Here is a 17,690-nt window from a genome sequence, read left to right as displayed (position 1 = left end):
GACGAACGCGCCGGCAGCCCGAGTCGGGTGCCGGCACGTACGCCGGTGGGTGGATGACGACGAGTCTGCGGGCAGTCCCGTGCCCGTGCCAAGGTCAAACGGACGTGCGCTCCGTCCTACCGCGAACGCCCCCCGAGCAGGCATGATGGACCTGACACTCTCCCAGGCCACCTCGCGCCACGGACCGCGCGCCATCAGGCGGTCACGGGAGCGGGCCGGGGTCCCGGCCCGACCGTGACTCCGTCCGGTCCCGCCGGGATACTGCGGTCATGGCATTCCTCGTCTTCATGACCCTGCCCGGGCTGGTCATCATCCTGACGGCGCTGTCGTTCGTCGATCAGCTGCTGTTGCGTGCGAGCAGGGCCGGTGTCCTTCCCTGGCGCAACTCGGCACGTCAGGGGCAGATCTCGGCGACCGGGTTCGAGCAGCTGCACGCGAGCCTTTCGCCGGGCAAGCAGACCGAGCTGAAGGAACGCCAGTCGGCCCTGCTGCTGCGCGACGACGAGGAGGACGGGGCGCCGCCGAACCGGACGACGGTGGATCTCGACGGAGGAATCGCGGTCGTCCGCATCCCCGCCGCATAGGATCGCCCGCATGGCACTGCGGCCCGCTCACGTCATCGTCAAGGCGCTCGACAGCTCGGCGGTCGGCCGGTTCTGGGCGGAGGCGCTCGGCTGGAGCGCGTACAGCCCCGGCGTGACGACGTACGTCGGGCCTCCCGGCGGGCCCGTCTGGCCGGACCCGGTCTTCCTCGGCCTCGACGTCGTTCCGGTGCCGGAGCCCAAGACGGCGACGAAGAACCGGGTGCACCTCGATCTCGCCACGACTTCGGCGGCCCATCAGGCGGAGCTGACCGAACGTCTGAGGTCACTCGGCGCGACGCCCGTCGACGTGGGCCAGGGCGAGGTGCCGTGGACGGTCCTCGCCGACCCGGAGGGCAACGAGTTCTGCGTGCTGGAGCCGCGCGAGGTCTACCGGGACACGGGGCCGATCGCCGCGGTGGTGGTCGACTGCGTGGATCCGCGGGCCATGGCCCGGTTCTGGGGCGAGGCGACGGACTGGACCGTGCACGAGGTGGCCGACGATCACGCGACCCTGCGGTCTGGCAAAGGCGTCGGCCCGTATCTCGAATTCCTGCGCGTTCCCGACGTGAGGACCGTGCCGGACCGCCTTCACCTCGACCTGCTGCCGTATCCCGGTGACGACCAGGAGGCGGAGGTGGCCCGGCTGCGGACGCTCGGCGCCACCGACCTCGACATCGGCCAGGGCGACGCCCCGTGGACCTGTCTGACCGACCCCGAGGACCACGCGTTCTGCGTCCTCGCCCCGCACTGACACGCCACGCCGTCGGCGGTGCCACGCGCGCTCACCGGCGGTGACAGCGACGGCGGACGCCGATGCCTGGCTAATGTGGGCGGTTCCTCGGCGTGATGCCCAGCCCGGTCCGGCGGACGGCGCGGGCGCCTCGTACGGCCGGGGAACGCCCCGATGTCTTGGTGAGAGCACAGGGACTGCCGTGAACGAGGTGTCGCCCGCAATGCCCGCGTCGGGGGAGGAACGCCATGCCACCTGGCTGGAGCTGTTCTTCGACCTGGTGGCCGTGGCCGGCGTGGCCCAGATCGCGCATCTGCTGCACGGCGAGCCCGGCGCCGGCGATCTCGGGCTGTACGTCCTGCTGTTCCTGGCGTTCTGGACCGCGTGGATCTGCTTCACGCTGTACGGGAACGTGGCGGGAGAGCGCACGCACACCCGCACGGTGCTGGCCGCGATGTTCGGGATGGCCGTCATGGCGGCCGCCGTGCCCGGCGTCCACGCGGGCGAGGACGGTCAGGCCAGGGCGCTGGCGCTCGCCTACATCGTGGTCCGTTCCCTCGCCAGTGGGGCCTGGCGGCATCGCCGGGAGATCCTCGTGGACTGGCCCGCGGCCCAGATGTCCCTCGGCGTGATCCCGTGGATCGTCTCCCTGTGGGCGGACGAACCCGCCCGCTACTGGCTCTGGGCCCTGGGCATCGCCCTCGACCTGTACGTCACGTTCACCGTCTCCGCACGCGACATCATCGAGAGCCGTCGAGCCCACGACCGGCGCGAGGAGACGCGCTCCCGGCGCAGGGAGCCCGTACTGCCCGTGTCAGTGGCCGCGCCGGACGCCGACCACCTGAGCGAACGGCTCGGCCTGTTCGTGATCATCGTGCTGGGCGAGGGTGTCGCCCAGGTGATCGAGGCCGCGTCCGATGCTCCCTGGAACCGACGGCTCTACGGCCTCGCCGCCGCCGCGTTCTTCCTCCTGGTCGCCCTGTGGTCGCTGTCCTTCCGGCACGGCTACGCGGGGGTCCCCTACCTCACCGCGCGCTCCCTGCCGGCCCGGGCGGCCCTCCCCCTGCACTGCTTCCTGTCCGGCTGTCTGGCGGCCCTCGCAGCCGGTCTCGGCGCTGCGGTGGAGCACCTGGAGACACTGCCCGACAGCACACGATGGCTGTTGTGCGCGTCGCTCGCCGGGTACTTCCTGCTCACCGGAGTCGCCGCGCCGCGCCAACTCGTCGGCGCCCGCCGCCGACTGCTGCTGTCCGTCGTCCTGCCCTGCGCCGCCGTACCGCTGCTGATCGCAGGGTTCGGTGCCGGACTCGGGACCGTGGCCGTGGTGTGGCTGCTGGTGGCGGTCACCCTCTGGCCGACGTTCTACGAGAGCCGGCGCGCCGGACATCCCGGGTCGGACCCGCGCCAGGAGGCGTGAGCCTCGTAGGGCGCCCCGATCACCGACCGGACGCAGAACGCAACGCGGCGACCACCCATCGACTCGGTGGCCGCCGCGAACGCGCGGGACGCACACTCACCAGGAGTGCGCGACGTCGATCACCAGGCGCCCGGAGAGCTGGGTCACCCGGAACGGCAGCCGGGCGCGTACCCCGAGTCCCACCTGGGTGACGCCCTCGAAGCTGGCGCCGAACTTCGCGTCCCTGAAGGTCCGGTAGCCGGTCAGGTCCACGCCCGGAAGGGGCCGGCCGCCCCGCCCGGGATAGGTCGGGGTGTTGGTCTGCGGGTCGTACGAGGGCGCGGACACCAGGATCTCGATGATCGCCCCGCCGGAGACCGGGATGAGGATGTTGGACGGGTCCTGGTAGAAGGCGTCGACGTAGTGCACGGTGTACCCGATCCCCGTGGTTCCGGCGGTGGGCACGTCGAGGACCATGCGGTCGTAGCAGTCGTGCTGACCGGTCCTGATGTCGGTGAGCGAGCCGTTGTCGCTGTCGGCCGCGGTCTTCGGGAGGCTGCCCCAGCCGGTCGGACACGTGACCGCCGTCGTGGCCGCGCCCGCCGGTGTGGGCATGGCCACGACCACGCCCGCACCGGCCATCGTCAGGGCGGCCAGCACCGCCGTGAATCGTCTCGTACGCATGGTTCCCCCTTGTGTCAGCGGCTCTCGGTGGGCCTGCCATGTACGACATGACGGTCAAGGTTTTGGTTGTACGGACCGCCCCGGAAAGGGACCCGTCATCCGTGCCGCCCGCGACCCGCACCGCGCTCAGGAGAACAGCCGCGACGGCCCCCGCGCACCGGGCCGGGTGCGAACGGCTCTCGCTCGCACCCGGCATCGGCCACATCTACCGAATCCGCCACCTCACCGCTCAGAAAGCGGAGTTGGCGAACCAGAGCGTCAGCAGGTCCTCGTCCCCCTCGCACTCGACGCCCTCGGCGTGGCGGTCGAGGCGGCCGTAGACCAGCAGCAACAGGTTGGCAGCCGTTCCCCGGACGGTCGCCTCGGCGGATCCGGCCGCCGCGCCCGACGGGTCGAGCCCGAAGCCGTCGGGCCGCAGGCGGACCAGCCAGTCGCCGTCACCGTCGGTCGCCCGGAACCGGATGGTCCTGTCGGGACCGCGCAGGTTGGCGACACCGGGTGCGAAGGAGCCGGCGAACGGCAGGTTGACGAGGAACTCGTCGACGCCGTCGACCGCGAGCGGGCGGTCGACGGTGGGCCGCAGTCCGAGCGCCTCCTCGGCGTCGACCCGGTGCAGCAGGGTCTCGAAGAGCATCCGGCGCGCCCAGAAGCGGGCGTGCTGGTCGACGCCCCAGGCCCACATGGGGAGGTCCGGGTCGGTGGCGGCGAATGCCACGGCCGCCACCGTGGCGCTGTCGGCCAGCCAGTCGGCGTAGCCCTCCCACTGTTCCGGAAGGCGCAGGTCGACGTCACGCGTTCGCGGGGGTTCCTGGACGCGGGCGTGCAGGAGGGCCGAGAACCAGCGCTGGACACTGCCGGTGTGCTTGACCAGGTCGGCCAGGGTCCAGCCGGGGCAACTCGGCACCGGGGTCGTCGAGTCGGCGTTCTCGAGCGCCGCGACGAACCGGGCGGTCTCCACCATGATCGCCGCACGGTGGTCGACCGGAGTCGCTCCCTGTGCGCGGCCGTCCGGGGACATCATCGTTGGGGTGCCTTTCCACGAGCTACGGGCTACGGGTTGTGGGCTGCGGGTTACGGGTTGTGGGCTACGGGCTGCGGGGGAAAGAGGGCCCGCTCACGCGGACTTGGCGTCGGACCCGGCGGCCGCGAGCTCCGCGGGCTCGGACGCGGTCGCCGCGCGCTCCGTTCCCTCGGGAGCGGCGGACTCGCGCACCACGGACGCACGAGGGGCGTGCGCCGCCTTGAGTCCGAAGAGGGCGACGACGGCGACCAGGACGAACGCGGCTCCGGCGATGGCGAAGCTGAGCGTGAACTGGCTCTCCTGCGGCAGGACGGGCATGCCGGCCGGCAGGCGCACGGTCTTGGACGCGAGCAGCGAGGTGATCACCGCGCTCGCGACGGCGCTGCCGACGGAGCGGGAGATGGAGTTGATGCCGTTGGCGATGCCGGTCTGGTGCGCCGGGACTCCGGCGACGATGAGGGCCGGCATGGAGGCGTAGCCGAAGCTGATCGCCAGACCGATGAGCATGCCCGCACTGATGACGGAGGCGCTGGTGTCGTGGGCGGCGGTCAGCCAGGCGAAGCCGAGCACTCCGAAGCAGGCGCCCGCGGCGAGCGTGACGCGTGCACCGAGCCTGCGCACCAGGATCCCGCCGAACTGGGCGCCCACGAGGGAGACGAGCGTGGTGGGCAGCAGATAGACGACGGAGGCGGCGAGCACGGACGCGCCGAAGCCGTAGCCGACGAGGTGTTCCGGCATCTGCACGAGGTACGAGACGCCGATGAACTGGGTGAACATCGCGAAGCCCAGCAGCAGTCCGGCCAGGTTGGTGAAGAGCACGGGCCGGTGGACGAACATCTTCATGTCCACCATCGGTTCCTTGACCCGGTTCTCGGTGAACACCCACACGCCCGCCATGACGACGGCACCGGCGAAGGCGCCGAGGGTGCGGCCGGACGTCCAGCCCCACTCGTGACCCTGGGAGATGGGCAGCAGCAGGAGCACCAGCAGCATGCCGAGGGTCAGCGCGCCGAGCCAGTCCGTCCGCCCGCCGGTCTTCGTCCGGGAGGCGGGCACGGTGACGAGCACCCCGATCAGGGCCACCACGGCGAGCACGACCGCGAGCCAGAAGGGCCGGTGGTAGTCGGGGTGGGAGCCCTGGGTGAGGAGGCCGGCGCCGACGAGGGCGAGGCCGCTGCCGAACGCGAGGGTGCCGCTGACCAGGGCCATCGCTCCGTGGAGCTTCTCCGGCGCGATCTCCTCGCGCAGGACGGAGAGGGCGAGCGGGAAGATCGCGGTCGCGGCTCCCTGCATCACGCGGCCGACGATCAGCCAGGTCAGCGAGGTGGTGGTGGCGGCGAGCACCGAGCCGGCGATCATCACGACCAGCACACCGACGAGCGTGGGCTTCTTGCCGTGCTGGTCGCCGAAGCGGCCGAGCAGCGGGGTGAACACGGCGGCGGAGAGCAGTGTGGCGGTGGTCACCCAGCTGACGTTCGCCGTGCTGGCCTTCAGGTCGCTCTGGATCATGCCCAGGATCGGGACGACCAGGGTCTGCATCATCGAGACGACCATGGCGGCGAGCCCGAGCACGAGGACGATCCTGGTATTCCCGGAGGATCTCGGCGACGCCGCTTGCTGTGTGTGAGACACGGAAAGTCTGCCCTAACTAGTTAACAACCTCGATGCTTGAGAACTTCAAGCAATAGCTGACCGTAGCCGTGAATATTTGAGATGGTCAAACTTCCTGGCGTAGAGTGAGCCACATGACAGGAACCAGCGGTGTGGACACGGACCAGCTCATGGAGCTCCTGTCCGTGTCGCTCGGGGCCTACTACGGCGACTTCACGGCGGCCGCGGCGAGCGAGAACCTCACCGCGAGCCAGGGCAAGACGCTGAACGTCCTGCGCCGGGGTCCGGCCGCGATGCGCGCGCTGGCCACCATCCTGACCTGCGACGCCTCCAACATGACGGGGATCATCGACCGGCTGGAGAAGCGCGGTCTTGTCCGGCGGGAGCCGAGCCCCACCGACCGGCGCGTCAAGAACGTCGTCCTGACCGCCGAGGGCGAACGTGTCATCGACGTGATCCGCGGAAAGATGGACACCACACGCGCCGGCCTGGACAGGCTCAGCGCCACGGAACAGGACACGCTCCACACCCTCCTGGAACGCGCCTTCACCGCACGACCGACGGCACTCCGCCCCAGCGCCTGACCGATCCGACCCCGGACCTCCCGTCCGAGGGGGCCCACCGGCGGACCGGCGGGCGAAATCCACGCGCACGGACGACCGCGAACCGTGCAGACTCCCACGCATGTCCACCGATGCGGCCGTGCCGGTCACGGAGAGGGCGCTGCGGCATGTCGCGGCCTCGTCCAGGGGGCTCCCCCTCCCGCCCGACCTCCGGGTGACGATGCACTTCCATCCGGACCGAGACTCGGGGAACCGTCCCGTCCTGGTCCAGATGGCCACCGATGGCATCTACCGATCACAGTTCGTGACGGGCACGAGCAACGGAGGACTGACCGCCCACCCGGGCGGTGACCGCTGGCACTGGGAGAGCCGCATCTTCGCGGGCGCCTACGACGACGCCGCGCCTGAACTACGCCCCGTCTACGGCGCGTTGAACTACTGCCGCGACCTGACCGGCGGCGCCCCCAGGTTCGGCTCCTCCCACTTCAGGCTCACCTCCGAGGCGCTCGCACGGGCGACGTTCTGCTACCCGGACAGCTCCGCCGAGCCGTCCCACTTCGGCGTCGCCGACCGCTGTTCCCTCATCGACCTCGCGGGGACAGCCGACGCCGACGTTCTGGACGACCACATCGAGGCACAGCTCCACGGGCCCGTCCGGCTCGACCGTGACATCGAGGCTCTGGTGCTGGATCCCGGCTATCGCGGAACCGAGGTCCACGAGGCGGCGCGACACCTGCCGTGCCCCATCGAGTGGCACCCCGGCTTCCGCCTCACCGTGGCCGAACTGCGGCGCCACCCTCACTATCGCGGCCGGCAGTACACGGACCTGGGAACCGAGATCGCCGTCGACTCCCTGCTCACCCCCAAAATCATCGGAGACGCCGCCCGCACGGGCCGGTACGAGCCTCAGGACCTCAAGAAGGTCTGGCACTGTCTGGCGCGGTTCGGGAACCTCGGCACCCGGTGAGCCCAGTGGGCTCGGCGGGCTACGAGCTCCGCGGCCACCGGCTCGATCGAGCAATTCCGTGCGTCGAGAACCGTCGGTCGGCGGCTGCGGTGTCGGGAGCTCGGGTCAACTGGCCTGGCACGCAGGTATGTTGGGCGCCCCGTAGAGCGCGGTGATTTTTCGCCAAGGGCGGGGAACCGGATTGGTCTACACCTTGACTGGTACAGACCAAGGCGGTTGAGTGTGGCTCCACACCCCCCACCTGGGCCGCCAGGAGTGCATCGCTCCGCCCTCGTCGGCGTGCGCGCGAGGCCATGCCATGCCTCCGTCGCGGCCTGTTCCGTGAAGGACTGATCCCTTGTCACAACGCCGTGTGTCTTCCGTGCTGGCCGCGCTGCTGATCGGAACCGCCGCACCCGTACTGCTGCCGGCCGCGAGCGCCTCCGCCGCCTCCTGCGCCAGCTACCCGGACTGGGTGGCAGGCAGGTCCTACGCCACCGGCAACATCGTCCGGTACACCGACGGCAAGACCTACATCGCCGAGCACGACAACCCCGGCTACGACCCCACCATCAGCACCTGGTACTGGGACCCCTACGCCTGCGACAGCGGCCCGACCAACCCGCCCGGCGGGTCCTGCGCCAGCTACCCGGACTGGGTGCCCGGCCGGTCCTACGTCACCGGCAACATCGTCCGGTACACGGACGGAAAGGCCTACATCGCGGAGCACGACAACCCGGGGTACGACCCCACCATCAGCACCTGGTTCTGGGACCCGTACACCTGCGACGGCGGCTCGACCAACCCCTCCGACGGATTCGTCGTGAGCGAGGCCCAGTTCAACCAGATGTTCCCGAGCCGGAACTCGTTCTACACCTACAACGGCCTCAAGGCCGCGCTGAGTTCGTTCCCCGGGTTCGCCAACACCGGGAGCGACACCGTCAAGAAGCAGGAGGCGGCCGCGTTCCTCGCGAACGTCAACCACGAGACCGGCGGTCTGGTCTACGTGGTCGAGCAGAACACCGCCAACTACTCGCACTACTGCGACTGGAGCCAGCCCTACGGCTGCCCGGCCGGTCAGTCCGCGTACTACGGCCGCGGGCCGATCCAGCTCAGCTGGAACTTCAACTACAAGGCCGCCGGTGACGCGCTCGGCATCGACCTGCTGGGCAACCCCAACCTCGTCCAGACCGACGCGGCCGTCGCCTGGAAGACGGGCCTGTGGTACTGGAACACCCAGTCGGGCCCGGGCAGCATGACCCCGCACAACGCGATGGTCAACAGCGCCGGATTCGGCCAGACCATCCGCAGCATCAACGGCTCGCTGGAGTGCGACGGCAAGAACCCGGCCCAGGTCCAGAGCCGGGTCGACGCCTACCAGCGGTTCACCTCGATCCTCGGCGTCACGCCGGGAGCCAACCTCTCCTGCTGAGCCGGCGCATGCCTCCCGCACCACACGACCGGCGGGTGCGGGAGGGCCTTCGCTCCGGGTAGTCGTTGAGCATGAGGGAATACGATTCCGGCGACGCACCGGACGCGCGGACGGCTTTCGAGTCCAGCGCCGCTTCGGCTCGATGGCTGTCCTGTCTGGCCCGTGTCGAGCGGTCGACAGCGGCGGACCCCGCGATCCGCACGCTCCAGCGGGGAATCCGCTCGCTGCCCCTGGGCACGGCCCGCGATCTGCTGCGCGGCAGGCCACTGGGCCATCCCGTGCATCCCGTCCTGGTGCAGGTCCCGATCGGCTGCTGGCTGTCGGCCGCCGTCATGGACGTCATGCCGGCGGGGCAGCGGGCGGCGACAACCCTGACGGCCGTCGGACTGGTGGGGGTGGCCCCGGCGGCGGTCAGCGGGTGGGTCGACTGGGCGGACCTGCCGCCCGAGCAGGCGCGCGTCGGGCTCGCCCACGCCGTCACGAACGTGGCCGCGGTGGCGTGCTTCGCCGCGTCGCTCACCGCACGCCTCCGCCACCACCGGGCCAAGGGGAGGCTGTGGTCGCTCGCCGGACTGGCGGCGGTCGGCGTCACCGGAGCACTGGGCGGCCATGTGGCCTACCGGCGGGCGGTCGGAGCCTGGCCCGCGACCTAGGGCCGGTCTGACGAAGCTGTGCGGGTCCACCAGGTTGGGTCGGGGTCCGTACGGGTCCGTGCGGGTTCCGTCCGTACAAGTTCGTGCGCCTCCGGGTCCGTACGAGTCCGTGCGGGTCCCGGGTCGCACGAGTCCCTGCGGGTCCCGGGTCGTACGAGTTCGTGCGGGTGCCGGGTCGTACGAGTCCCTGCGCAGACGCGCCTATACGGCGTCGGCCATGTCCTTGTCGTCCGCCAGCATCTCCTCCCGCAGCGCCGCACAGCAGCCGCTGAGCAGTCGCGAGACGTGCATCTGGGAGACCCCCAGCTCCTCCGCGATGCGGCTTTGTGTCATGTCACGGAAGAACCGCAGGTAGAGGATCGTCCGCTCACGCTCGGGCAGCCTCGCCAGAGCGGGCTTGAGGGTCTCGCGATCCACGACGAGGTCGAACCCGGTGTCGGGCTCGCCTAGTGCCTCGGCCAGGGAGTACCCGTCGTCACCGTCGGTGAGCCGGGCGTCCAGGGACAGGCTCGCGAAACTGTCCAGGGCTTCCAGACCGACGCGTACGTCGTCCTCGCTGAGCTGCGCGTACGCGGCTATCTCGGCGACGCGGGGCTGCCGGTCGGAACGGGTGGGTGCCAGGTCCTTCATGGCGCCGCGGACCCGGTTGCGCGCTTCCTGGACCCGGCGCGGCACATGCACGGCCCACATGTGGTCGCGGAAGTGGCGCTTGATCTCGCCGACGATGGTCGGAACCGCGTAGCTCTCGAAGGCGTTGCCCCGGCCTGGGTCGTACCGGTCCACCGCCTTCACCAGGCCCAGGGCGGCGACCTGGGTCAGATCCTCGACGGATTCCCCCCTGCCCCGGTACTTTCCGGCGATGCGCTCGGCCATCGGCATCCAGGCCCGGACGATCTCCTCGCGCAGCGCCCTGCGCTCCGGTCCGTCGGGAAGCCCGGCCAGGCGCGAGAAGGCCGCGTCGGTCGCGGGGGCGTCATCGTGTCGACGGCGCTGCGTGGCTGCTGTACAGGTCATGTGCGGACAGCTCCCTCAGGGGTGCCGACTGGACAGGAGGACCATGAGGGCGCACACGTCTGCGGGGCACACCCGTGCAGGGGAAAGCGGACGCTCTCACGGACGTGCCTTTTGTCCGAAGCACTGCTATTCGACTCCCCGGACCGGGGCGCAATAAACGCATATCCGGACATCGTGACGCACGGGCGGCGAACGGTCATGCGGTGTGACGGCGCGGAACGGGCGGCGACCGGTCATGCGGCGTGACGGCGCGGAACGGGCTTCGGCGGGACTCACCCGAAGGTCAGTCACCGCCTCCATCCGGCCCCCGCGCACACTTTTCGGATCACCACGGGAACTGGAGGGCCCGCCCGTCCGACTGCTTCTCCGCACGGCCGGAAACGGGCCGTTAGACGGACGCCGTGGCCCGGTCGTCACCGAGGCGCGCACCGCCCGGGACCGGGGAGCGGCATCCGGCGCAGCCGACACAGAACGAGGTGGAACCGATGTCCGTCAGCTCCGATGCCCCCGACGTGCCCGCTCCGGGCGAGGAGACCACCGACACACCGGAGGACGGCCCCGCGCCCGGGGGCACCGAGACCCAGGACAGGACACCCGGCAGGCGACAACGGCCGACGGGTTTCGGGCCTCTGCTGGCCCGGCTGCATTTCTACGCCGGAGTCCTGGTGGCACCGTTCCTCCTCGTCGCGGCGGTGACCGGCCTGCTCTACACCTTCACCCCTCAACTCGACTCGTTCGTCTACGACAAGGAGCTGACCGTCGCGCATCCCGCCGGCGCCCCCCGGTCGCTGGCCGAACAGGTGGACGCCGCTCGGGCCGGTCACCCGAAGGGCACGCTGGTCGCCGTCCGGCCCGGAAGCGGGGCGTCCACGACGCAGGTGGACTTCGCGCTGCCCGAACTGGGCGAGCGGGCGCACACCGTCTACGTCGACCCGTACTCGGGCGAGGTCACCGGGCAGCTGACCACCTGGTACGGCTCCACACCGCTGAAGACATGGCTCGACGACCTGCACCGCAACCTGCACCTGGGCACGACCGGCCGCTACTACTCCGAGATCGCGGCGAGTTGGCTGTGGGTCCTCGTCCTGGGCGGCCTCGTCCTGTGGTGGCGCCGCCTGCGCCGCGACCGGACCGCACGGCGTCTGCTGCTCCCCGACCTCGGCGCGGGCAAGGGCGTGCGCCGCACACGCGGCTGGCATGCGGCGACGGGCGTGTGGCTCGCGATCGGCCTGCTGGCCCTGTCCGCGACCGGCCTGACCTGGTCCCGTTTCGCGGGCGCTCATTTCGGTGAGGCGCTGGACGCGCTGCGCTCCGGTACGCCCGGGGTCTCCACCGCTCTGCCCGGCGCGTCCGCCGACGGACAGGGCGGCCACCACCACGGCGGCTCGGCAAGTCCCCACGCCGGGCGCGGTGTTGACCCGAGCGCCATCGACGGGGTCCTCGATGCGGCTCGGCGTGACGGCCTGTCGGGCCCCGTGGCCATCGGCGTGCCGCGGGACGGGACCACCGCCTGGACCGTGTCGCAGACCCGCGATCTCTGGCCGGTGGGCCGCGACAGCGTCGCCGTCGACGCCGCCGGCGACAAGGTGGTCGACCGGGTGGACTTCGCCGACTGGCCGGTCCTGGCCAGGCTGACGCGCTGGGGCATCAACGCCCATATGGGCACGCTGTTCGGTCTGTTCAACCAGATCCTGCTGGCCGTACTGGCCGTCGGACTGACCTGCATGACCGTCTTGGGTTACCGCATGTGGTGGCAGCGGCGCCCCACCCGCGCCGATCGGCGCGCCCTTCTCGGCACCCCGCCGGCCCGTGGTGCCTGGCGCGGAATCCCGTACGGGGCCCTGGCGGCCGGAGTCCTCGCCGTCGCCGCGCTCGGGTGGGCGCTCCCCCTCTTCGGCCTGCCCCTCGCCGTGTTCCTGGCCGCCGACCTGGTCGTGGGTGCCGTACGGCGCCGTCGACAGGTGACCCCGCCCACCGACGGGACCGCCTCCACGGGCTGATCCCACAGCCCTGATCGGCCCAACAGCTCCGGGTCAGTTCGCACTTTGCGGGGCCGCGATGCAAAGCGGCCCCGCTCACCGCCGAGTTGACAGGGAAATGCCCTGGCCGTCGGACCTCAGCTGCTCGCCACGATCGCTGCGGCGCCCGTCCCAGGCCCTCTCGAACTCGGCGGCAGGATACGGGGTTCGCTTGCTCTCGGTCAGCAGACGCCGGGCGAACTCGCCCATGGCCGCGGCGGCCCGGGAGTTCCGGTCGACGATCGCGGCGATCTCGGACCGTACGCCGTCGGGTCGGCGCCCGGCGATCCACTCGCGCAGGAAGACCGCGTACTCCCCGTCATCGCTCGGACCCGCGGGCAGATGATGGCGCAGCAGGTGGCGGGCGATGAGGCAACGGTCGTAGAGGTGGTGGGCGGAGAGGAACTCCCGCTCGGCCGTGGTCAGTTCGAAGTCCGAGCTCAGCGCGAGCCCGAAGTCGGCGAAGTACACCTGCCGGCCGTCGGTCAGGATGTTGGCGAAGTGGGCGTCGAAATGGACGAGTCCGCGCGAGCCCATGAAGGCGGTGCCGCGCGTGAGGGCTTCCTCCGCCCAGAGATACGACGACCCCCCGCCGCTCTCCGGTGCGGCGGCGCCGTGGTCGTGCAGCCAGTCGGCGAGCGTCTCCGGGATGTGCTCCAGGAAGAGAACCAGAGCGGCCGATGAACGGCCGATGGCCTCCAGCCGCTCACGCACGGCCGCCGAACCCTCCCAGTGCTCGACCGCCCCCTCGATACCGCCGAACGCGTCGGCGAACCCCTCGGGCGGCGCGTCGGGCAGGACGCGCCAGTGGTACATCAGCGGAAAGCCCTCGTACTCGTTCCCGAGAACCCAGTTGGTGGTCATGACATGCGCGGCCAGCTCGCGCCAGGCCCCGAACCCCGCCGAGCCGATTCCGTACTGGTAGAACATCGGCAGCCCGAAGAGGTTCGCCGTCGACCGGATGTTCCCGGGGCGCAGCTCGACGTCCGTCACCGGGACCTTCTTGACGAACACGCGCGTGCCGTCGACGTCCAGTTCCGCGGACCTGCCGCCGATGCCGGACCCGAGCGGCGACGCCCCGGCCACGATCTCGCCGAGCCGGCGGTCGCTCAGCAGGGACAGCCGCGTGGACACCCGCCCGTACGCGGCGAGCCGTGTGTCGTGGCGCGGCTCGGGGGTGCGCATCGACGGCTCCTCGGCGCCCATGACCAGGGCTTCGGCGTTGTCTCGGACTCGGCCGACCCTATCCGGGCGACCTCTCGGACGCACTCGTCCTCCGCGCGATGAGCGCCGCGTTCGCCCCGGCGGCGTCCAGCGGTGCCACCGAGATGTCGGTGAAGCCGGCGTCGGCGAGCCACCGCCGGTACTCGCCGTGGGTGTAGTTGTGGCCCGAGCGTGTCTCGACGACCATGTTGAGCCCCATCAGCGCCGCCGGGGCGGGACCGGTCTCGTCGTCGTCGAGGACGAGTTCACAGATGATCACCGCTCCTCCGTCGGGCAGCGCCGCGTGGCACTTCTCCAGCAGTCGGCGTCCGGTCGCCTCGTCCCAGTCGTGCAGGATCATGCTGAGCAGGATCACGTCGTACCCGGACGGCAGCGGCTCGTCGGACAGGAAGTCGCCGTCGTGGGTGTTGATCTTGCCCGTCAGCCCGAGCGCGGCGACCTTCTCCCGGGTCATCTCGGTGATGTGCGGCAGGTCGAGGACGGTGGCGCCGAGGTGGGGGTGGCGTCGGCACAGTCCGACGGGGAACGCCCCGGTGCCGCCGCCCACATCGAGCAGTCAGCCGTACGCCGTGAAGTCGTGGGCGTCGGCCAGTGCCCGCGCGGTGAACGACGACAGGGTGAACATCGCCTCCCAGAACCCTTCGAGGATCTCGGGGTCCGTGGTGACGAACGCCGATTCCTGGAGGTCGGGGTCCCAGGTGGTGGGCCGGTTGTCACGGATCGCCTCCTGGAGCCGTCCCCAGCCGGGATAGCCGTGCCGGTCCGAGTACCGGACGAAGCCACCGAAGTAGTGCGGCCGGCCTTCGACCAGAAACTCCTCGGCGATCGCCGCGTTGCGATAGCGGCCGTCCTCGCGCGTCAGCAGCCCGAGGGCCGTGCAGCAGGCGAGCAGCATCCGGGCGGGCCTGGGATGCAGGCCCAGCTCCGCGGCGATCGTGCGCGCGTCGACGGCTCCGCACCGGGACAGGACCGAGAAGAGTCCGAGGTCGACACCGGCGGCCAGCACCTTGAACCGCCAGAATCCGGTGGTCAGTTCCATCAGCGGGACCGGTGTGGCCCACCCCGGTTCGGCCGCGTCGGCGGGGCCGGCCGCCACCGGGGGGCGAACCGGCCGGTTCGCCGCCTTGTCCATCGTCTGGTGAATGGCACTACTCCCGCTCGGCAGTGAAGGTGGGTCAGAAGCACTCCCCGTGAGCACTTAGAGCAGTGGATCAAGAGCCCTCCGTTACACCCTCTGTCACCGATCGAAGCCGAGAGACTTGTGACGAACGACGCCGTGCACGGCAGTCCCACCGTTCTGACCCTGCCGTTGCCCACGGATCTTCCCGCCACCACCGCCCGTGTCGGTGAGCAACTCACTTCCCTGCACGAAGGTTTGCCACCGGGCCTGTACGCCACCGCCCTCCAGGACGGCACAGCCGCGGCGGCGGCCCGGACCGAGCTGCTGGCCTGGTGCGGCACCCGACTCGATCGGGGTGTGCCCGTCGAGGGCTCGCGTCCCGCCGGCGGCGACATCCACGACCGGTTCTTCTCGGTGCGGCGGGCCGGTGGCGGCGGCGCCGGGCTGCTCGCCGCCGCGCTGGTCGTCAGCGACCTCCTCGTCCGCGACGACCTGGCCCGCAACGGCAGCACCCTCGACGAGGACCCGGACGACCTGTTGCTCGGGGTCGGCACCTTCCTCACGGGTGTGCCGAGCCCGGCCGTGAAACACACCCGCTGGCAGCCCGCAGACCCGGCGGCAGCCGCCCGGGAGCGATGGCTCGTCGGCCATCAGCGCTTCTTCGTCATGCTGCAACTGCTGATCGTCGCCCTGTGCGACCTCGACCACGGCGGCACCGAACACGAGGAGGAAGAGGTGGTCCGCGCGTTCGGCCGGATCTGCCGCAGCACCGCCGTCTCCATGCGCTACGCCGCCGACTTCCCGCCGGATCTGTACGGCCCCGTACGCGACACCATGACCCCGCCCACGGTCAACGCGGGCTTCAGCGGGCTACAGACCAGGGATCATCACGCGCTCGTCGCCCGCATGCGCCAGTCCAGGAACAGCGGCGTCTTCGACCGGCTGGCCCCGGCGTCCGTGACCGCCGTGCATGCGTCGGTCCAGCATCTGTACGACGCTCATGTCTGGGTGTGCGACCGGTTCGGCGGATCGACGGAGCAGAGTCTGCTCATGGCCCAGACCACCCAGCAACCCGGTCCGCGGCGGCCCGAGACCGGGGTCGAGGCCGCCGAACGCCTCGCCCGGCAGCGGCTCGGCCACCTCAGCCCCCGCGCCTCCGGGTAGCCGGTCCGTACCGGTCGGGGTGAGGCCGCGCCCCCGCACCCCGGCGGCCGCGACCGCGGCCGCCCCAACCCGGCCGGGCCCGGCCGGAGTTCGTCCAGGAGAGAACACGATGAGCACTGCCCCGGGGACGTCCACCCCTTCCTCGGCCTCCGCCGCGCGAGCGGAAGCGGGCCACGGGATCGTCGAGTCGGGGCGGTTCCGCGCCCGGCAAGTGGCCGAGGTGCTGCGGCCCGGCGATGCCGACGAGGTGGTGCGCATCGTGCGGGACACGGCCCGGCGAGCGGCCAGCGGGGCGCACTCCCCGCTGCATCCGGTGAGCACCGGCTTCAACTGGGGCCTCGGCTCGGGCAGTCCGGTCGCGGACGGCGCCACCGTCCTCGACCTCTCGCGGCTCGACCGCGTCCGCGCGATCGACCTCCGGGCGGGGTACGCCGTCGTCGAACCCGGCGTCACACAGGGCGAGTTGGCCGGACGCCTCGACGGTTCGGAGCGGATGCTCAATCTCACCGGCGCCTCGCAGCACACCAGTGTGCTCGGCAACATCCTGGAACGGGGAGTGGGCCTGCACCGGGGCCGCGCGGAGGATCTGGCCGGGCTCGAACTCGTCCTGGCGGACGGCACGTTCACACGCTGCGGCTGGTGGCCGGACGAGCGCTCCGCAACCGTCCAGCCGCACTGCCGCGGCCCCTCCCTCAATCACGTCTTCACCCAGTCCGCGATGGCCGTGGCCACCGCCGCCGTCGTCCGTCTGCTGCCCCGGCCGGATGAGGTACGTGTGCTGCCGCTGACCTTCGCCGAGTCCGAACTCCCCGCCGCCGTCGACGTCCTGCGCACCTGGACCGCCCAGCGTCTGATCCCCGCCACGACCAAGATCTACAACCTCGTCGCAGCCCGGACCTACGGGGTCCGGGCGCGGCTGCGCCGGCCCGGATCCCGTGACCGCTGGCTCGTGCACATCTGCCTCACGGGCGACGCCGGCCTCGTCGCCGCGCAGTCCCGGCTCGTCGCCGAAAGGGCCGCCGGGCACGGCTCGCCCTTCGTGGCCGCGCCCCCGCACACCGCCGACGAACAGGTGCACCGCGCCTACGCGGGTCTGCCGGACCCCGACGACACGCTCTTCCGGCGCAAGACGGGCTGCTGCGCACGCTGTCTTGACACCGCCCGTGGCCTGCTGATGTTCCTTCCCGTCGTCCCGTTCCTCGGGTCCGCCGTCGCACGGGCCGCCGAGCTGATCGCCACGGCGCTGGAGGGCCGCACGGCAGCTCCGGGCGTCACCATGAACGTGCTCGACGCCGACACGATCGACCACGTCGTCACCCTCGGTTTCCCGCCGCGGGACGCGCGTGCCGTCGGCGACGCCCACCGCACGCTCGACCGGCTCCACCGGGCGTTCGTGGCGGAGGGCCATCAGCCCTACCGTCCCGACATCGATCACCCCCTCCCCCGTCCCCACGGCGTGCTCCGGCAGCGGATCGGCCGCGTTCTCGACCCGGACGGCGTGTTCGCGCGAGGACGGTTCTGACGCCGGAG

17 protein-coding genes are annotated in these 17,690 nt (G+C 71.2%); 10 read left to right on the top strand and 7 right to left on the bottom strand.

Features of this window, described 5'->3' with window-relative positions; translation table 11 throughout:
• The first annotated feature begins 269 nt into the window (after positions 1 to 269).
• The 3 genes from WJM95_RS31720 (at position 270) to WJM95_RS31710 (ending at position 2,731) form a co-directional block, all read left to right on the top strand.
• Positions 270 to 584, top strand: a complete 315-nt coding sequence (locus WJM95_RS31720; protein ID WP_339133990.1) for a DUF6191 domain-containing protein — start codon at positions 270 to 272, stop codon at positions 582 to 584.
• Positions 585 to 594: 10 nt separating this feature from the next.
• A complete protein-coding gene (locus WJM95_RS31715) occupies positions 595 to 1,335 on the top strand; it encodes a VOC family protein (RefSeq protein ID WP_339133988.1) in 741 nt (246 codons plus the stop codon).
• Between the two features lie 202 nt (positions 1,336 to 1,537).
• On the top strand, positions 1,538 to 2,731 hold the full coding sequence (locus WJM95_RS31710; RefSeq protein ID WP_339133986.1) for a low temperature requirement protein A: 1,194 nt from the start codon (positions 1,538 to 1,540) through the stop codon (positions 2,729 to 2,731).
• A 96-nt stretch (positions 2,732 to 2,827) separates the two neighbouring features.
• On the opposite strand, the gene WJM95_RS31705 is transcribed toward WJM95_RS31710, so the two are convergent.
• From WJM95_RS31705 to WJM95_RS31695, 3 genes are all read right to left on the bottom strand, one after another.
• Positions 2,828 to 3,394: a hypothetical protein gene (locus WJM95_RS31705; RefSeq protein ID WP_339133984.1), complete on the bottom strand. Its 567-nt coding sequence runs from the start codon at positions 3,392 to 3,394 to the stop codon at positions 2,828 to 2,830.
• 229 nt (positions 3,395 to 3,623) lie between these two features.
• Positions 3,624 to 4,415: a maleylpyruvate isomerase family mycothiol-dependent enzyme gene (locus WJM95_RS31700; protein ID WP_339133982.1), complete on the bottom strand. Its 792-nt coding sequence runs from the start codon at positions 4,413 to 4,415 to the stop codon at positions 3,624 to 3,626.
• 93 nt (positions 4,416 to 4,508) lie between these two features.
• Positions 4,509 to 6,047, bottom strand: a complete 1,539-nt coding sequence (locus WJM95_RS31695; protein WP_339133980.1) for an MFS transporter — start codon at positions 6,045 to 6,047, stop codon at positions 4,509 to 4,511.
• A gap of 113 nt (positions 6,048 to 6,160) precedes the next feature.
• On the opposite strand from WJM95_RS31695, the gene WJM95_RS31690 reads away from it, so the two are divergent.
• The 4 genes from WJM95_RS31690 to WJM95_RS31675 all read left to right on the top strand — a co-directional run bounded on the left by WJM95_RS31690 (position 6,161) and on the right by WJM95_RS31675 (position 9,620).
• On the top strand, positions 6,161 to 6,610 hold the full coding sequence (locus WJM95_RS31690; RefSeq protein WP_339133978.1) for a MarR family transcriptional regulator: 450 nt from the start codon (positions 6,161 to 6,163) through the stop codon (positions 6,608 to 6,610).
• A gap of 100 nt (positions 6,611 to 6,710) precedes the next feature.
• Positions 6,711 to 7,556 carry a DUF3626 domain-containing protein gene (locus WJM95_RS31685; protein ID WP_339133976.1) on the top strand — a complete coding sequence of 282 codons (846 nt, stop codon included), beginning with the start codon at positions 6,711 to 6,713 and terminating at the stop codon, positions 7,554 to 7,556.
• Positions 7,557 to 7,893: 337 nt separating this feature from the next.
• Complete coding sequence (locus WJM95_RS31680) at positions 7,894 to 8,967, top strand: glycoside hydrolase family 19 protein (protein ID WP_339133974.1); 1,074 nt, start codon at positions 7,894 to 7,896, stop codon at positions 8,965 to 8,967.
• Between the two features lie 71 nt (positions 8,968 to 9,038).
• Positions 9,039 to 9,620, top strand: coding sequence for a DUF2231 domain-containing protein (locus WJM95_RS31675; RefSeq protein ID WP_339133972.1), 582 nt, complete (start codon positions 9,039 to 9,041; stop codon positions 9,618 to 9,620).
• A 201-nt stretch (positions 9,621 to 9,821) separates the two neighbouring features.
• On the opposite strand, the gene WJM95_RS31670 is transcribed toward WJM95_RS31675, so the two are convergent.
• Entirely contained in the window at positions 9,822 to 10,634 is an 813-nt protein-coding gene (locus WJM95_RS31670) for a SigB/SigF/SigG family RNA polymerase sigma factor (RefSeq protein WP_339133970.1), read from the bottom strand.
• 485 nt (positions 10,635 to 11,119) lie between these two features.
• Here WJM95_RS31670 and WJM95_RS31665 point away from each other — a divergent pair, with 485 nt between their 5' ends.
• Positions 11,120 to 12,634, top strand: a complete 1,515-nt coding sequence (locus tag WJM95_RS31665; RefSeq protein ID WP_339133968.1) for a PepSY-associated TM helix domain-containing protein — start codon at positions 11,120 to 11,122, stop codon at positions 12,632 to 12,634.
• A gap of 75 nt (positions 12,635 to 12,709) precedes the next feature.
• Here WJM95_RS31665 and WJM95_RS31660 read toward each other — a convergent pair whose 3' ends face one another.
• From WJM95_RS31660 to WJM95_RS31650, 3 genes are read right to left on the bottom strand one after another with little or no spacing between them, the layout of a single operon-like run.
• Positions 12,710 to 13,837 carry a serine/threonine-protein kinase gene (locus WJM95_RS31660; protein ID WP_339133966.1) on the bottom strand — a complete coding sequence of 376 codons (1,128 nt, stop codon included), beginning with the start codon at positions 13,835 to 13,837 and terminating at the stop codon, positions 12,710 to 12,712.
• A 58-nt stretch (positions 13,838 to 13,895) separates the two neighbouring features.
• Positions 13,896 to 14,423, bottom strand: coding sequence for a methyltransferase (locus WJM95_RS31655; protein ID WP_339133964.1), 528 nt, complete (start codon positions 14,421 to 14,423; stop codon positions 13,896 to 13,898).
• Between the two features lie 9 nt (positions 14,424 to 14,432).
• The gene (locus tag WJM95_RS31650; RefSeq protein WP_339133962.1) at positions 14,433 to 15,008 is read right to left on the bottom strand and encodes a methyltransferase dimerization domain-containing protein; all 576 of its coding nucleotides are present in this window, start codon (positions 15,006 to 15,008) and stop codon (positions 14,433 to 14,435) included.
• A 129-nt stretch (positions 15,009 to 15,137) separates the two neighbouring features.
• On the opposite strand from WJM95_RS31650, the gene WJM95_RS31645 reads away from it, so the two are divergent.
• Both WJM95_RS31645 and WJM95_RS31640 read left to right on the top strand, forming a co-directional pair.
• Complete coding sequence (locus WJM95_RS31645; protein ID WP_339133960.1) at positions 15,138 to 16,160, top strand: hypothetical protein; 1,023 nt, start codon at positions 15,138 to 15,140, stop codon at positions 16,158 to 16,160.
• A 109-nt stretch (positions 16,161 to 16,269) separates the two neighbouring features.
• Positions 16,270 to 17,682: an FAD-binding protein gene (locus WJM95_RS31640; protein WP_339133958.1), complete on the top strand. Its 1,413-nt coding sequence runs from the start codon at positions 16,270 to 16,272 to the stop codon at positions 17,680 to 17,682.
• Positions 17,683 to 17,690 lie beyond the last annotated feature (8 nt).

It is taken from the genome of Streptomyces sp. f51 (assembly GCF_037940415.1).
Classification (GTDB): domain Bacteria; phylum Actinomycetota; class Actinomycetes; order Streptomycetales; family Streptomycetaceae; genus Streptomyces.
The sequence above is the reverse complement of the archived record's forward strand: the minus strand, read 5'-3'. Positions and strand labels throughout refer to the sequence as shown.

Bases quoted from the DNA above. Each gene is read 5' to 3' on its own strand.
- WJM95_RS31670 (WP_339133970.1), bottom strand. From the start codon at position 10,634: ATGACCTGTACAGCAGCCACGCAGCGCCGTCGACACGATGACGCCCCC.
- WJM95_RS31720 (WP_339133990.1), top strand. From the start codon at position 270: ATGGCATTCCTCGTCTTCATGACCCTGCCCGGGCTGGTCATCATCCTG.
- WJM95_RS31705 (WP_339133984.1), bottom strand. From the start codon at position 3,394: ATGCGTACGAGACGATTCACGGCGGTGCTGGCCGCCCTGACGATGGCC.
- WJM95_RS31715 (WP_339133988.1), top strand. From the start codon at position 595: ATGGCACTGCGGCCCGCTCACGTCATCGTCAAGGCGCTCGACAGCTCG.
- WJM95_RS31700 (WP_339133982.1), bottom strand. From the start codon at position 4,415: ATGATGTCCCCGGACGGCCGCGCACAGGGAGCGACTCCGGTCGACCAC.
- WJM95_RS31660 (WP_339133966.1), bottom strand. From the start codon at position 13,837: ATGCGCACCCCCGAGCCGCGCCACGACACACGGCTCGCCGCGTACGGG.
- WJM95_RS31685 (WP_339133976.1), top strand. From the start codon at position 6,711: ATGTCCACCGATGCGGCCGTGCCGGTCACGGAGAGGGCGCTGCGGCAT.
- WJM95_RS31640 (WP_339133958.1), top strand. From the start codon at position 16,270: ATGAGCACTGCCCCGGGGACGTCCACCCCTTCCTCGGCCTCCGCCGCG.
- WJM95_RS31710 (WP_339133986.1), top strand. From the start codon at position 1,538: ATGCCCGCGTCGGGGGAGGAACGCCATGCCACCTGGCTGGAGCTGTTC.
- WJM95_RS31690 (WP_339133978.1), top strand. From the start codon at position 6,161: ATGACAGGAACCAGCGGTGTGGACACGGACCAGCTCATGGAGCTCCTG.
- WJM95_RS31650 (WP_339133962.1), bottom strand. From the start codon at position 15,008: ATGGACAAGGCGGCGAACCGGCCGGTTCGCCCCCCGGTGGCGGCCGGC.
- WJM95_RS31665 (WP_339133968.1), top strand. From the start codon at position 11,120: ATGTCCGTCAGCTCCGATGCCCCCGACGTGCCCGCTCCGGGCGAGGAG.
- WJM95_RS31675 (WP_339133972.1), top strand. From the start codon at position 9,039: ATGAGGGAATACGATTCCGGCGACGCACCGGACGCGCGGACGGCTTTC.